Source organism: Mesorhizobium sp. WSM3879 (genome assembly GCF_002294915.1).
Classification (GTDB): Bacteria; Pseudomonadota; Alphaproteobacteria; order Rhizobiales; family Rhizobiaceae; genus Mesorhizobium.
Genome location: NZ_NSFZ01000013.1, coordinates 53,832 through 67,458 on the forward strand (window position 1 = coordinate 53,832; position 13,627 = coordinate 67,458).

Consider the following 13,627-nt stretch of genomic DNA (forward strand, 5'->3'; position numbering starts at 1 on the left):
ACGGGCAAGGCCATGACCGACGCCGCATTCAGGAACTTCATCGACGGCCGCTTCGACGAGCCGTCGGCCAGCTTCGACAGCATCGATCCGTCGACCGGCGCGCCATGGGCGAAGATGCCGGCGGCGGATGAATCCGATGTCGACCGCGCCGTCGAGGCCGCGCATCGTGCGCTGCGCACCGGCCCCTGGGCGTCGATGACAGCAACCGCGCGGGGCAAGCTGCTTGTCAGGCTCGGCGACCTCGTGGCCGCCAATGCGGGCCGCCTGGCCGAGTTGGAGACGCGCGACACCGGCAAGATCATCCGCGAGACGCGCGCCCAGATCGCCTATGTCGGCGACTATTACCGCTACTATGGCGGGCTCGCCGACAAGCATGAAGGCGCGCATGTGCCGATCGACAAGGCCGATCTCGACGTCACCATCCGCCGCGAGCCGATCGGCGTCGTCGCCGCGGTGGTGCCGTGGAACTCGCAGCTCTTCCTCTCGGCGGTCAAGCTCGGCCCGGCGCTTGCCGCGGGCTGCGCGGTGGTGCTCAAGGCCTCAGAAGACGGCCCGGCACCGTTGCTCGCCTTCGCCGAGTTGGTCAGCGAAGCCGGCTTTCCGGCCGGCACCGTCAACATCCTCACGGGCTTCGGCCAGGAGTGCGGACGGCGCCTGACCAGCCACCCGCTGGTCTCGCGCGTCGCTTTCACCGGCGGCCCGGCCACGGCGCGCGCCATCGTCAGGAACACGGCGGAAAACCTCGCGCACACGACGCTCGAGCTCGGCGGCAAGAGCCCGGTCGTCGTCTTTGCCGACGCCGACCTCGACAGCGCCGCCAATGCGGTCGTCGCCGGCATCTTTGCGGCGACCGGACAGAGCTGCGTCGCCGGCTCGCGCCTGCTGATCGAGCGCTCCGCGAGGCAAGAATTCCTCGGCCGGTTGAAGCGCAAGGCCGAAGCGATCCGCATCGGCGATCCTCAGGATCCGGCCACCGAAATGGGGCCGCTCGCGACCCTGCGCCAGCGCGACCGGATCGAGACGATCGTCGCCGAAAGCCTCGCCGCCGGCGGCATGCTGGTCACCGGCGGCAAACGCCCCGACGCCGGCGCTGGCTTCTACTATGCACCGACGATTGTCGATGCCGGTGATAGCAACCTGCCCTGCGTGCGCGAGGAATTGTTCGGGCCGGTGTTGAGCGTGCTCGCCTTCGACACCGAGGCCGAGGCATTGGCTCTAGCCAACGACACGCCCTTCGGTCTCGCCTCCGGCGTCTTCACCTCGAATCTCGGCAAGGCGCACCGCATGGCGCGCGACATCCGTGCCGGCGTCGTCTGGGTCAATACCTATCGCGCCGTTTCGCCGCTCGTTCCCTTCGGCGGCTACGGGTTGTCGGGTCTTGGCCGCGAAGGCGGGCTCGACGCCATCCGCGACTACACGCGCTCGAAATCGGTCTGGATCAAGACCTCGGACGAGCCGATTCCCGATCCTTTCGTCATGCGCTGAGAACGCATGCCGAGGGTGCAGCGACAAGAACAAGAAACGGAACAGAGAAATCAGAGGAGAATGACATGAGACTGATCTTAGCCGGCGTGCTCGCCGGACTGCTGTCGGCAACCGCCGCCAAGGCCGACGAAATGGTATTCACCAGCTGGGGCGGCACCACGCAGGAAGCGCAGACCAAGTCCTGGGCCGAGCCATTCGCGGCGAGCTCCGGCATCAAGGTGCTGCAGGACGGCCCGACCGACTACGGCAAGCTGAAGGCCATGGTCGACGCCAAGAACGTGACCTGGGACGTGGTCGACGTGGAAATGGATTTCGCCATCAAGGCCGCCAAGGACGGGCTGCTCGAGCCGATCGACTTCGCCGCCGTGCCGAAGGCCGATCTCGACCCACGCTTCAGCAACGAGCACGCCGTCGGCAGCTTCTACTATTCCTTCGTGCTGGCCTGGAACAAGGGCGTGGTTTCGGGTGAACCGACAAGCTGGGCCGACATGTTCGACACCAAGAAGTTTCCCGGCAAACGGACCTTCTACAAATGGTCGGCGCCGGGCGTGATCGAGATCGCGCTGCTCGCCGACGGCGTGCCGGCGGACAAGCTCTATCCGCTCGATCTCGAGCGCGCTTTCAAGAAGCTCGACACGATCAAGTCGGATATCGTCTGGTGGGGCGGCGGCGCGGAGTCGCAGCAGCTCATCGCTTCGGGCGAGGCTGCCTTCGGGCAGCTCTGGAACGGCCGTGTCTTTGCGCTCGAGAAGGACGGCGCCGATGTCGGCGTCTCCTGGAACCAGAACCTCACCGCCGCTGACGTTCTCGTCGTGCCAAAGGGCGCCAAGAACAAGGACAGCGCGATGAAGTTCCTCGCCGCTGCGAGCAGCCCGACCGGCCAGGCGAAATTCGCCGAGGCAAGCGGCTACGCGCCGATCAACACCAAGGCCAAGGCCGAAATGCCCGCCGACGTGGTGAAAGGGCTGCCCGACGCGCATGTCGAGGGTCAGATCAATCTCGACATGAACTACTGGGCCGAGCACCGCGACGAGATCGCCACGCGTTGGTACGCCTGGCAGACCAAGTAGCGCCACAGGACGCCGGGGCGCGGCAAGCCGCGCCCCCTTCGGACGACGGGAACCGCTCGATGCAAGCACACTCCCTCAGCCGCGGCTCGATTGCCGGCCTGCCGGCCGGCAGCGGCGGCGCCCTGCCGGCCCTGGTGCTGGTCGGCCTGTTCTTTGTCGTGCCGGTGGTCGCGCTCTTGCTGCGCAGCGTCACCGATCCCGAGCCCGGCCTGCAGAACTATGCCGCGCTGTTCGGCAGCGGGACTTATGTGCGGGTGTTTCTCAACACCTTCCTGGTCGCGGCCGTCGTCACCGTCGTGACCATCCTCGTCGCGTTTCCGGTCGCCTGGATGCTGGCGATCATGCCGCCGGCGCTCGGTTCGGTCGTCTTCGGCATCATCATCCTGTCGATGTGGACCAATCTCCTCACCCGCACCTATGCCTGGATGGTGCTTTTGCAGCGCACCGGTGTGATCAACCGGGCGCTGATGGGGCTCGGCGTCATCCACGAGCCGCTGCCGCTCATCAACAATTTGACCGGCGTCACCATCGGCATGGTCTACATCATGCTGCCCTTCATGATCCTGCCGCTGGTCGGCACGCTGCGCGCCATCGATCCGATGACGCTGCGCGCCGCCGCCCTTTGCGGCGCTAGCCCGTCGCAGGCATTCCGCCGCATCCTGCTACCGCTGTCGCTGCCCGGCATCGCCGCCGGCGGGCTGATGGTCTTCGTCATGTCGCTCGGCTATTTCGTGACGCCCGCGCTGCTCGGCGGCACATCGAACATGATGCTCGCCGAAATGATCGCCCAGACGGTGCAGTCGCTGCTCAACTGGGGGCTCGGAAGTGCTGCGGCCTTCGTGCTGCTCGCCGTCACCATGGTGCTCTACGCGATCCAATTGCGCATGGTCGGCGCCAGGCGCCTCGCCGGAGGGCTCTAAGATGCTGCTCGACTACGACCGGCTCGGATGGCTGCGTGCGGCGCTCGCCGGCTTCACTGCGCTCATCGCGGCTTTCCTTCTGTTACCGGTGGTCTTCATCGTCCTGTTGTCGTTCGGCTCGTCGCGCTGGCTGGCTTTTCCGCCACCCGGCTGGACGCTGAAATGGTATCAGGAACTGCTCGCCGACCCGGCCTGGGTCGACGCCGCTTTGACCAGCGCGAAGATCGCCGCGATGGCCGCCATCCTCGCGGTTCTGATCGGCCTGCTCGCCTCCTTCAGCCTGGTCAGGGGCGAGTTTCGCGGCCGGCAGCTCCTGCGCGGCCTGCTGCTGACGCCGATGGTGCTGCCGGTGGTGGTTTTCGCCATCGCCATCTACGCCTTTTTCCTGCGCATCGGGCTCGCCGGCACGACGATCGGTTTCGTCATCGCCCACACGATCCTGGCGCTGCCCTTCGCCATCATTCCGATCGCCACCGCGCTCGAAGGTTTCGACAAATCCATCGAGGACGCGGCGATCGTGTGCGGGGCCAGTCCGCTGCAGGCAAGGCTCAGGATCACCCTGCCCTCGATCCGCATCGGCATCTTCTCGGCGGCGATCTTTTCCTTCCTCGCCTCATGGGACGAGGTGGTGGTGGCGATCTTCATGGCGAGCCCGACCCTGCAGACCTTGCCGGTGAAGATCTGGGGCAGCCTGCGTGCCGATCTGAGCCCGGTCGTCGCCGCCGCCTCCAGCCTGCTCGTCGGCCTCACCCTGTGCCTGATGATCGTCACCGCACTCCTTCGCAGAAGACTGTCCAGATGACCCGGCCATTCCTGTCCATCCGCGCGGTGAGAAAGGCGTTCGGCGCCTTCGTCGCCGTCCACGACGTCACCATCGATGTGCCGAAAGGCGAATTCCTGACCTTTCTCGGGCCGTCAGGCTCCGGCAAGTCGACGACGCTCTATGCGATCGCCGGTTTCCAGGATCCGACGTCTGGCGACGTGCTTTTGGAAGACAAGTCGCTGCTTTCGGTGCCGTCGCACAAGCGCAACATCGGCATGGTGTTCCAGCGCTACACGCTGTTCCCGCATCTGAGCGTCGCCGAGAACGTAGCCTTTCCGCTGCGGGTGCGCCGCCGGCCGGATGCCGAAGTGAAGCGCAAGGTCGCCGATATGCTGGCGCTGGTGCGCCTGGAAAAATTCGCTGAGCGCTATCCCGGCGCGCTGTCCGGCGGCCAGCAGCAGCGCGTGGCGCTTGCCCGCGCGCTCGCCTACGATCCCCCGATCCTGTTGATGGACGAGCCGCTGTCGGCTCTGGACAAGAAACTGCGCCAGGAAATCCAGGCCGAGATCCGCCGCATCCACCGCGAGACCGGCGTCACCATCCTCTATGTCACGCACGACCAGGAGGAGGCGCTGCATCTTTCCGACCGCATCGCCTTGTTCAAGGAAGGCCGCATCGAGCAGATCGGCACCGGCGAGGACCTTTATCTCAGACCAGCGAGCGAGTTCGTCGCCGGCTTCATCGGCAATTCCAACTTCCTGCCGGCGGAGCACCTCGAAACAGAGAACGGCGTTGCCTTGGTGCGGTTGGCCGATGGCTCGATCGTCAAGGGCGTGAAAGCCACAAAGGCGCTTGGCCGCGGCCAAAAGGCCAGGCTGATGGTGCGGCCGGAAGCGTTCCGCCTGACGCCCATGGAGGGGAATGCGTCGCTTGCCGTCGAGATCGTCGACACCGCCTTCTTCGGCGATCGCCGGCGCGTCGTGGCGCGCACCGGGTCGGGCGACGAGATCGATGTCAGGCCAACTTCGGATACAGCCGAACCGGGCGGCACCGATGCCGCTTCTGGCCGGCAGATTTTCTTCGATCCGACTACGGCCTTCCTGTTTCCGGTCTGAAGGCAGGCTGGGTCATCCCCGCGACTGGCCCGCCGCCATCCAGTGGCGCGTCGTCACAACCGCGATCGTTTCGCGCCACGCCGGAGACCGGAACGCCTCTATGCGGCTCAACCAGGTGAGGTCGAGCTATGATGGGCACTCGCTGGACCCGCGGTCGCGCGTAGAAGGGACGCCGGCCGGCGATCGCGGGCCGCAATGCTGGTCGAAGAAATCTGCAAGGCGATGAAGATCGCTTAGGACCGTGTGCCGCCGTGCCGATCAGCACGATCCTGTCGCCGCAGAGACGTCGGCCATCCTCCTGTTGGATGCGCCGCCTTGATCAGAGGTCCACGCAGACCGGCCCTAGGGGACGGGTGCAGCAGGCGAGTACGTATCCCATGGCCTTCTCCTCTGCGCTGAGCCCGCCGAGATCGAGCATTTCCACATCGCCGCTCAGCCGGGGACGCGCTTGACCGTCATCCTCATGTCATCCGGCCGCGTGGGCGATGAAGAGATCGAGTAGTTGCGTGCGGAGCTTCTTCCAGGATGTGGGAGGGCCGCTCGGCGGCGAAGCGTCGCGCATCGTCGGCGCGCATGTAGCATGTGCCGCCGGCCCGCCGCAGCATATTGACCGGTTAGGCGCCGTTACCCGAACACCATCTTCTTGCACCGGCTCTTGGCATGCTGCTGCTGGCGCCGATCCCATCGGCATCCGCTGCAATAGGCCGCTGACGGGTCGGCGCCGGTTTTTGCGACAAACCGCTGGGCTATGGCGAAGACGCATTTGCGCCTTGGCAGGTCAACATGTGGCATTAAAAATGGGAAGCTGGTGCCGACCGGCGACACGGCACGCGACCCTTCTATGACGCCTCCGCCGGCCGCACCCAACCAAGGAGCATTCCATGACCTGGAGCGGCGTGTTTCCAGCAGTGACGACCAAGATGCAGGCTTCCGGCGCGGTCGACCTGAAAGCCACGCAAGCCAGCATCGAGCGGCTTGTTCAGAACGGCGTGTCGGGCGTGATCGTCCTGCCCATGCTTGGCGAGAATGCCACGCTGACACAGGCCGAGCGCGATGCCGTGGTTTCAGCAGCCAGGGAAGTCGTGGCGGGACGGGTGCCGCTGCTCTCCGGTCTTGCGGAATTGTCCACCGACGACGCGGCCGCGGCGGCTCGCCACTACCAGAAGCTCGGAGCCGAGGGGCTGATGACCTTCCCCAGCCTCGCCTATCGCACCGACCGCCATGAGACCGTGGCATGGTACAAGACCGTGGCCGAGGCCAGCGATCTGCCGGTGATGATCTACAACAATCCGCTCGCCTACAAGGTCGACGTCGACGTCGAGACGCTGAAGGCGCTGGTCGATGTTCCCGGCATCGTCGCCATCAAGGAAGAGACCGGCGATATCCGCAGGGTAACCGACCTGTTCAACGCCTTCGGCGACCGTTTCGACATCCTTTGCGGCGTCGACGATCTTATCCTTGAAAGCCTGACGCTCGGTGTTGTCGGCTGGGTGTCGGGCATGACCAATGCATGGCCGGCCGAGTGCGTATCGCTGTTCAACGCCGCCCGCGGCGGGGATTTCGCGGCAGCGCTTCCGCTCTACCGGCTGATGACGCCGGCATTTCATCTCGATACGGACGTCAAGCTGGTGCAGTACATCAAATTCGCCGAGCATCTGGTGTACGGCGCTCCGGAACACGTTCGAAAGCCGCGCCTGCCGATCGGCGGCGAGGAACGGTCGAAGGTGGAAGCGGTCATCAGGAAGACGATTTCCGATCTCGCAGCGCTGAAACGTGTTTGAGAAACGTTTGCAGGTGACGGCGCTGCGGACCGCCAGTCGGCCATGGTCAACTGCCGGTACGCACCCGCACCTTTTCGGCGAAGGCCTCCACCTCGCCCTGGCGAGGTTGCTTGCCGGTGTGCGTGAGCAGGTAGGCCGGCGTCAGAGACAGACGGTTGCTCACCGGCTCGACGATCTCGAGCGAGTAATAGCCGATCTGCGTGAAGTACAGCACGCGCGCCCGCACGAAGGCTTCGGTGTCTGCGTAACCGTGCCGCAAAAACATCGCCCGGATGGCATCGACCCGCGCATCGTCTTCCTCGTTCACGATACCATGGACCTTGGCGGACTGGCGCGACCAGGCACGCACGGCGAAATCCAAGCGCGGATTGAACAGCTTCTCATCCAGCCAGCACTCGAAGACATTGAGCACGGCCTCAGTTATCGACGCGGCGGGCCGGCCGGCCTGCTCGAGGATGAAGCGGGTGTTGTTGTTGCGCCAATAGTCGAGAAGCTGATCGAGCAGGTCCTGACGGCTCTTGAAGTACCAGTAGAAACTGGAACGGGAGACGTTCAGCTTCTGCCCGAGCGCGAGGACGCGCACCGCCTCCACGCCCTCTGAGATCAGCGTCTCCAGCGCGAGCTTCATCCAGTCCTCGCGCGTCACCTTGGTGTTGCCGATCAGACCGGACCGTTGCACGACTGCATCTGCACTGGAATCGGAAGGCATGTCGGGCTGGCCAGGTTTGAATGCCGGCTAGATAGACCTGAAACCGCCCCCGCTACAATACTTGCACCTGTTCGAGCCACTCCCAGAGATACGGGGCAAGACCCCGGTCGACGTGCACACGCGCCCGATCGGGGTTGCCGAACCGGTAGAAGAGAACGCCGGCGCCGGCAAAAAGGATCGAAGCCGAGGGACTTGCCTGCCTCGGATCGAGCGCTGTGCCCCTGGCGACCAGACCGGCCAATCCCGGCCCTTTCATCTCGAATACATGCAGCCCGGCATCCATGACCGTGACCGCGAAACCGGCCGCGTGCCAGCCGGCCGCGACGGGTAATGGCCGTCCGCTCACGGCGAGAATGCGATCGCGCGCGATGCGCACCATGTATTTGTCGCCGTTGGCAACCGTGCCGGCTTCGACCCCTTCCCCCGCGAGACCCGAAGCCTGCGCCCAAGCCGTCAGGTCGCCGCTGACCAGAAGCTGGTTCAGCCCGTCCAATGTGCGCACGCTAATCCCGTCCGTGTTCAGGACCGCGGTGGTCCAGTCAGGCGCTGGGGGCCATTTTTCGGCAAGGTTACGCATGCAGGCGGCTCCCTTCCGGATCGAAGGCGCAGGGCGCGACGATGGTGGCCCGGCGCAGGACGCCGAGATGTTGAACGTCGATCGTTTGGCCATGCCGCGCGGCACCCCGTTCGATGAGCGCCAGGGCGACCGGACGCCCGAGGGTCGGGCTTTGATAGCTGGAGGTGACGAAGCCGATGCTCCGGAGCCGGTCGCCGCTTTTCTCCACACCATGCGCGCCGGTCGCCAGCGGCGCCTCGCCTTCGCCGACAGCCAAGCCGACAAGCTGATTGCGATCGGTTCGGCTCGCCGCTTCGGTGAAAAGCGAGCGCCGGCCGACGAACTCACCTGTACGCTTGGTCCGCGGTCCCGCGACGCCGAGGTCGTGCGGCATGACGTTGCCGTCGGTGTCCTTGCCGATGACGATGAAGCCCTTCTCGGCGCGCAGGATCATCAGGGATTCAAGCCCGAGCAGCACGGCGTCGAACGCGCGGCCCTCCTGCTGCATCCTTGCCCAGAGCACCTCGGCCCGGTCGGCGCGGATGGAGATCTCGTAGCTTCGGTCGCCGGTGAAGGAGACCCGGGCAATGCGCACCTCGTCGCCGGCAAAGCGGCCGGCGGTAACCGCCATGTGCGGCAGGCTGGCATCGTCCAGCGCGGCACCCAGATCGAGCGCCTCTATCAGCCCGCGCGCTTTCGGACCCGAAATGGTCAAGGTGGCGTATTGGGCGGTGGCGTTGTGGATATAGACCGCATCGCGGCCGAAACGATCCTGCCGCCATTCTTCGAGACGCGCGTGGACAGCGGCGACATGCGACGACGAGCAGGAGACGATGAAGCGGTGCTCGTCGAGACGAACCAGCACGCCGTCATCGAAGACGACGCCATTTTCCGACAGCATGAAACCGTAGCGGCAATGGCCGGGTTTGAGGGTCGACATGGTATTGTAATAGATGAAGTCGACGAATTCGGCCGCGCGCGGACCGATCACCTCGATCTTGCCGAGCGTCGAGCCGTCGAAGAGCGCAACGGACTGCCGGGCGCGCCGCGCTTCCTCCTGGATCGTGGCTCCGGCTTCGCCGCTTCCGTAATAGGCCGGCCTCAGCCAGCCGCCATATTCCTGGAACACTCCGCCTGCTGCGCGATGGTTTGCCTCCAGCGGCAGGCGACGGACCGGGGCGTGCATGCTGCCCCGACGCGCTCCCGCCAGGCTGGCGAACGGCACAGGCGTGAAAGGCGGCCGGTAGGTGGTGGTGCCGACATCCGAGATGGCGCGGCCGGTAACCGCGGCCAGCAGCGCCAGACCGTTCAGGTTCGACGTCTTGCCCTGGTCGGTCGCCATGCCAAGGGTCGTATAGCGCTTCAGGTGCTCGACGGAGACAAAATTCTCCCGCGCCGCCAGTTCGACGTCCTTGGCGGTGACGTCGCTCTGGTAGTCGATCCAGACGCGGCCCTTGGCTTTGGGCTTCGGCCACAGGCTGACGACGCCAAGCTTTGCTTCCTCGCCAGTGCTGCGAGGTGCCGGCGGCGCCGAGCCGAACCCGCCGAGGGCCGCTAGGCCGCTGGCCAAAGTTTCGGAAAGCGAGACCGTGCCGGCGACGGCGCCGGCTACGCCGATCCCCTCGATCGCTTCTGCGGGAATGAAAGCCGACAGTTGATCGCTCCAGGCGAGCTTGCCTTTTGCCTGCGAGAACAGATGCACGGTGGGTGTCCAGCCGCCCGAGACGAGCAGGCAATCGGCCGCAAGGGCGGTACCGTCGTCGAGCAGAACACTCTGAACGGCGTTGCGGCCGCGCGCCGCTGCAATGGCGCGTCCGGCGAGGACCCGAATACCGCTCTTCGCCTGTACGCCACCCTCACGCCGGCAATCAACCACCGTCACCGAAGCGCCGGCCGCAGCCAGCGCCGAGGCCGGCTCGTAGGCGCTGTCATTGTTGGTTGCGACCACGATCTGCCGGCCCACAAGGACGCCATGCCTGCGCAGGTAGCTCAACGCCGCGTCAGCGGAGAGTATGCCCGGAAGGTCGTTGTTGGCGAACGGGACCGGCCGCTCGATCGCGCCCGTCGCCAGCACGATGCGGCGCGGGCGCACGCGCCACAGCGTATCGGGTCGGCCGTCGCGGTGAATCTGGTTGAGAGCGACCAGATTGTGATCATAGAGGCCGAAGGCGGTCGTATCGCTGAGCACGAGATGCCCGCTGCTCTTCAGCCGGGCCACCGTCGCATCGACCCATTCCGTACCCTTGACACCGTCGACTGCGCCTGCACGGTGGCGCAGCGACCCGCCGGGATGCGTCCGCTCGTCGACCAGCACGACCGAGTGCCCGGCTGCCGCCGCGCCCGTTGCCGCGGCGAGTCCGGCCGGTCCGGCGCCGACCACCAGGACGTCGCAATGGTGATTGATCTGGTCCGAGACGTGACGCGGCTTCCAATTGCGGTCGACGACGCCGAGCCCGGCCATGGCGCGGATGCGCGGCTCGAACAGGTGCCAGTCCGGCCACATGAAGGTCTTGTAGTAGAATGCGGCGGGCAGGAAACGGGCAAGGCGGTCCAGCACCGCGTTGCGGTCGGCCAGCGCCGTCGGCGACGCGTTGACGCTCTTGACCGTGAGGCCGTCCCGCGCCGGCACGGTCGTTGCCCGCGCATTGGGCACGCGGCCGCCGGCGCTCTCGACATCGACCAGCGCGTTGGGCTCCTCCACGCCGGATCCCCAGATGCCACGCGGCCGATGATATTTGAAGCTGCGGCCGACGATCGCCCGGCCGTTCGCCAGCAAGGCAGAAGCGATCGTGTCGCCGGCAAAGCCGTCGACGCGCGTGCCGTCAAAAGTGAAGCTCAGCGGACGGGCCCGATCGATGTCGCTGCCGCCATTGGCAAGACGCGAAGCGCTCATGCGCCATGCTCCGCTTCGCCGAGCACGGAGGAACCCAACACCTTGTGATTGACGCTGTCGCGGCTCATCGCAAAGAACTCGCCGCAGGTCAGGTGCACCCAGATCTCGCGGGTCGGCCCCTTCGGGTTGTCGCGCATGTGGAGATAGCCCGCCCAGCGCTCGGCCGTCACGTCGTCGCCGTCGGGCCGCAAATTGCCGGCCTCTCCGCCATAGTGAAATTCGCTTTCTTCGCGCGGCCCGCAGAACGGACAGGGAAAGAGCTGCATCTTTGCTATACCTTCAATGGGCAATGCCGGAGCCGGCAGCCTCGTCGATCAGCCGGCCGCGGGCGAAGCGGTCGAGATCGAAAGGCCGGCTGATGTCGTGGTGCCTGCCGGTTGCAAGCAAATGGGCAAGCAGCGTGCCGCCGGCGGGAATCGCCTTGAAGCCGCCCGTGCCCCAGCCACAATTGAGGAAAAGCCCGGGCAACGGCGATTCGCCGATGATGGGCGAGGAATCGGGGACGACGTCGACGATGCCTGCCCATTGCCGCATCATCTTCAGCTGGCCGAATATCGGGAACATTTCGAGCATGCCTGCGATCGCGCCTTCCAGCACCGGCAAGTTGCCGCGCTGGCCATAGGACGGGATGCGGTCGAGCGCGCCGCCGATCACCAGTTCGCCCTTGTCCGATTGGCTGACATAAACGCCCGTATCCGGCGAGATCACCACCGTGTCGATGATGGGCTTGACCGGCTCGGACACGCAGGCCTGCAGCGCATAGGAATTGACCGGCAGCCGGAATCCCGCCTTCGCCGCCAGCACCGAGGAGTGGCCGGCCACCGCCATCCCCGTACGCTCTGCCCGGATTGCGCCGCGCGATGTGACGACCCCGCGGCAGCGCCCGTCCTCAATGATAAAGTCGCTGATCTCGCAGTTCTGAATGATGTCGACGCCGAGACGGCTGGCGGCGCGCGCATAGCCCCAGGCGACAGCGTCATGACGGGCCGTGCCGCCGCTCGGCTGCCAGGTGCCGCCATAGACGGGGTAGCGGGCATCCGGGCTAAAATTGTAGATCGGCACCACCCGGCGGACGTCCTCGACCGAGAACAATTCGCAATCGATGCCGTTGACCTGGATGGCGTTGACGGACCGGGCAGCGGTTTCCATTCCCGCTTCACTATGCGCGAGGGTGAGAATGCCGCGCGCGGAAAACATCACATTGTAGTTCAGATCCTTCGATAGCCTCTTGTAGAGGCTATGCGCCAATCCGTAGATCGCTGCGCTTTCCGGGTAGAAGTAATTTGAGCGGACGACGGTTGTGTTGCGGCCGGTGTTGCCGCCGCCGATCCAGCCTTTCTCGAGCACCGCCACATTGGTGACGCCGTGGTTCTTTGCGAGATAGTAGGCCGTAGCGAGGCCGTGGCCGCCACCGCCGATGACGATGGCGTCGTAACGCGGTTTGGGCTCCGGCGAGCGCCAGGCCTTCTCCCAGCCTGTCTGGCCGGCGACGCCTTCCTTGAATAGCGAAAGCGCTGAATAGTGCCTTGTCATGCGCTCAGGCCCGCATCACGTGAGCGATATTGCAAGGGTGCCAAGAACCGCTGAGACGCCAGATCGGCGGCGCCGTACCAAAACCGGCGCAATCAACTCGCCCCGTCCTCGAAAGTCCATAACCCATCCCGTTCTGCCGCGGTTCGACAAGAGTCGCCGAGCTTCGCGCGGCGCGAACTTAGCTTGAATGGACACCTGTGTCCATTGGGCAATCGAGATCGCGCGTCGTACGAGCGCGGTATCGGCCATCTAAGCAAAGTGAAATGCATTTGCGCGTGTCAGGCGCATGGCGGATTTCATTTGCTTGGTGATCCTCCTCCCATGGGGCAAACTCCCGCCGGGCTGTCAGGAGGAGAAATGAGAGCACGCGCAGCGACGGTCGGAGATCTCGAGGATGTTTTCCGCGGCCTGTCCAAGCGAATGTCGGACGAGTACCTGGCGGCCGGCAAGGACAGCAAGGCCGCCTACGACAATCTGATGATGAACCTGAAGGAAGGCCGGGCCCATGCGCTGGTCGAGGGCGAGCAGGCCGTCGCCTTTATCGCCTGGCATGAGCATGGCGACGCGGCCGACACGCTGTTTGCCGCGCAGGAGGACTTCTTCAGAGCGGCAACCGTTCGCTTCTGCAGGCGTCACATCCGCCACATCCAAGCGCTCGCCGGCAACCTGCCCGTGCACTCGCGCAGCTGGCTCGATGGACCGGACGTCGCAAAATGGTTTCGGCTCATCGGCTATGTCGAGCGGGGACAGGAGAATGGCGCCACCCTGTTCGAACTGCCGCCGGCGCCCAATGGGTGACACG

Annotated in this window: 12 protein-coding genes; 7 read left to right on the forward strand and 5 right to left on the reverse strand. The window is 65.4% G+C overall.

Annotated elements, in window-relative coordinates; translation table 11 throughout:
• Positions 1 to 12: 12 nt before the first annotated feature.
• The 6 genes from CK218_RS24405 to CK218_RS24430 all read left to right on the forward strand — a co-directional run bounded on the left by CK218_RS24405 (position 13) and on the right by CK218_RS24430 (position 7,134).
• Positions 13 to 1,485, forward strand: coding sequence for an aldehyde dehydrogenase (locus CK218_RS24405; protein WP_095829164.1), 1,473 nt, complete (start codon positions 13 to 15; stop codon positions 1,483 to 1,485).
• A 65-nt stretch (positions 1,486 to 1,550) separates the two neighbouring features.
• A complete protein-coding gene (locus CK218_RS24410) occupies positions 1,551 to 2,555 on the forward strand; it encodes an ABC transporter substrate-binding protein (protein WP_095829165.1) in 1,005 nt (334 codons plus the stop codon).
• 59 nt (positions 2,556 to 2,614) lie between these two features.
• Positions 2,615 to 3,475 carry an ABC transporter permease gene (locus tag CK218_RS24415; protein ID WP_095826034.1) on the forward strand — a complete coding sequence of 287 codons (861 nt, stop codon included), beginning with the start codon at positions 2,615 to 2,617 and terminating at the stop codon, positions 3,473 to 3,475.
• A gap of 1 nt (position 3,476) precedes the next feature.
• The gene (locus tag CK218_RS24420) at positions 3,477 to 4,277 is read left to right on the forward strand and encodes an ABC transporter permease (protein WP_095829166.1); all 801 of its coding nucleotides are present in this window, start codon (positions 3,477 to 3,479) and stop codon (positions 4,275 to 4,277) included.
• Positions 4,274 to 5,353, forward strand: coding sequence for an ABC transporter ATP-binding protein (locus CK218_RS24425; RefSeq protein WP_095829167.1), 1,080 nt, complete (start codon positions 4,274 to 4,276; stop codon positions 5,351 to 5,353). Before CK218_RS24420 ends, CK218_RS24425 begins: the two co-directional genes overlap by 4 nt.
• An 881-nt stretch (positions 5,354 to 6,234) precedes the next feature.
• Positions 6,235 to 7,134, forward strand: coding sequence for a dihydrodipicolinate synthase family protein (locus CK218_RS24430; protein WP_095829168.1), 900 nt, complete (start codon positions 6,235 to 6,237; stop codon positions 7,132 to 7,134).
• Positions 7,135 to 7,180: 46 nt separating this feature from the next.
• On the opposite strand, the gene CK218_RS24435 is transcribed toward CK218_RS24430, so the two are convergent.
• Genes CK218_RS24435 through CK218_RS24455 form a run of 5 tightly spaced genes read right to left on the reverse strand, consistent with a single transcriptional unit; the run spans position 7,181 to position 12,825 of the window.
• The gene (locus CK218_RS24435) at positions 7,181 to 7,843 is read right to left on the reverse strand and encodes a TetR/AcrR family transcriptional regulator (protein ID WP_095777426.1); all 663 of its coding nucleotides are present in this window, start codon (positions 7,841 to 7,843) and stop codon (positions 7,181 to 7,183) included.
• Between the two features lie 52 nt (positions 7,844 to 7,895).
• The gene (locus CK218_RS24440) at positions 7,896 to 8,420 is read right to left on the reverse strand and encodes a hypothetical protein (protein ID WP_095777427.1); all 525 of its coding nucleotides are present in this window, start codon (positions 8,418 to 8,420) and stop codon (positions 7,896 to 7,898) included.
• Positions 8,413 to 11,292 (reverse strand): sarcosine oxidase subunit alpha family protein, encoded by a 2,880-nt coding sequence (locus tag CK218_RS24445; protein WP_095829169.1) that lies wholly within the window; start codon positions 11,290 to 11,292, stop codon positions 8,413 to 8,415. Before CK218_RS24445 ends, CK218_RS24440 begins: the two co-directional genes overlap by 8 nt.
• Complete coding sequence (locus CK218_RS24450; RefSeq protein ID WP_095782950.1) at positions 11,289 to 11,558, reverse strand: sarcosine oxidase subunit delta; 270 nt, start codon at positions 11,556 to 11,558, stop codon at positions 11,289 to 11,291. Before CK218_RS24450 ends, CK218_RS24445 begins: the two co-directional genes overlap by 4 nt.
• 13 nt (positions 11,559 to 11,571) lie before the next feature.
• Positions 11,572 to 12,825, reverse strand: coding sequence for a sarcosine oxidase subunit beta family protein (locus CK218_RS24455; protein ID WP_095829170.1), 1,254 nt, complete (start codon positions 12,823 to 12,825; stop codon positions 11,572 to 11,574).
• Between the two features lie 357 nt (positions 12,826 to 13,182).
• Between CK218_RS24455 and CK218_RS24460 the strand changes: the two genes are divergently transcribed.
• Entirely contained in the window at positions 13,183 to 13,623 is a 441-nt protein-coding gene (locus tag CK218_RS24460; RefSeq protein WP_095777431.1) for a hypothetical protein, read from the forward strand.
• Positions 13,624 to 13,627: the final 4 nt, after the last annotated feature.

Excerpts from the sequence above, each read along its gene's own strand:
- CK218_RS24405 (WP_095829164.1), top strand. The coding sequence starts at position 13 with ATGACCGACGCCGCATTCAGGAACTTCATCGACGGCCGCTTCGACGAG.
- CK218_RS24410 (WP_095829165.1), top strand. The coding sequence starts at position 1,551 with ATGAGACTGATCTTAGCCGGCGTGCTCGCCGGACTGCTGTCGGCAACC.
- CK218_RS24415 (WP_095826034.1), top strand. The coding sequence starts at position 2,615 with ATGCAAGCACACTCCCTCAGCCGCGGCTCGATTGCCGGCCTGCCGGCC.
- CK218_RS24420 (WP_095829166.1), top strand. The coding sequence starts at position 3,477 with ATGCTGCTCGACTACGACCGGCTCGGATGGCTGCGTGCGGCGCTCGCC.
- CK218_RS24425 (WP_095829167.1), top strand. The coding sequence starts at position 4,274 with ATGACCCGGCCATTCCTGTCCATCCGCGCGGTGAGAAAGGCGTTCGGC.
- CK218_RS24430 (WP_095829168.1), top strand. The coding sequence starts at position 6,235 with ATGACCTGGAGCGGCGTGTTTCCAGCAGTGACGACCAAGATGCAGGCT.
- CK218_RS24435 (WP_095777426.1), bottom strand. The coding sequence starts at position 7,843 with ATGCCTTCCGATTCCAGTGCAGATGCAGTCGTGCAACGGTCCGGTCTG.
- CK218_RS24440 (WP_095777427.1), bottom strand. The coding sequence starts at position 8,420 with ATGCGTAACCTTGCCGAAAAATGGCCCCCAGCGCCTGACTGGACCACC.
- CK218_RS24445 (WP_095829169.1), bottom strand. The coding sequence starts at position 11,292 with ATGAGCGCTTCGCGTCTTGCCAATGGCGGCAGCGACATCGATCGGGCC.
- CK218_RS24450 (WP_095782950.1), bottom strand. The coding sequence starts at position 11,558 with ATGCAGCTCTTTCCCTGTCCGTTCTGCGGGCCGCGCGAAGAAAGCGAA.
- CK218_RS24455 (WP_095829170.1), bottom strand. The coding sequence starts at position 12,825 with ATGACAAGGCACTATTCAGCGCTTTCGCTATTCAAGGAAGGCGTCGCC.
- CK218_RS24460 (WP_095777431.1), top strand. The coding sequence starts at position 13,183 with ATGAGAGCACGCGCAGCGACGGTCGGAGATCTCGAGGATGTTTTCCGC.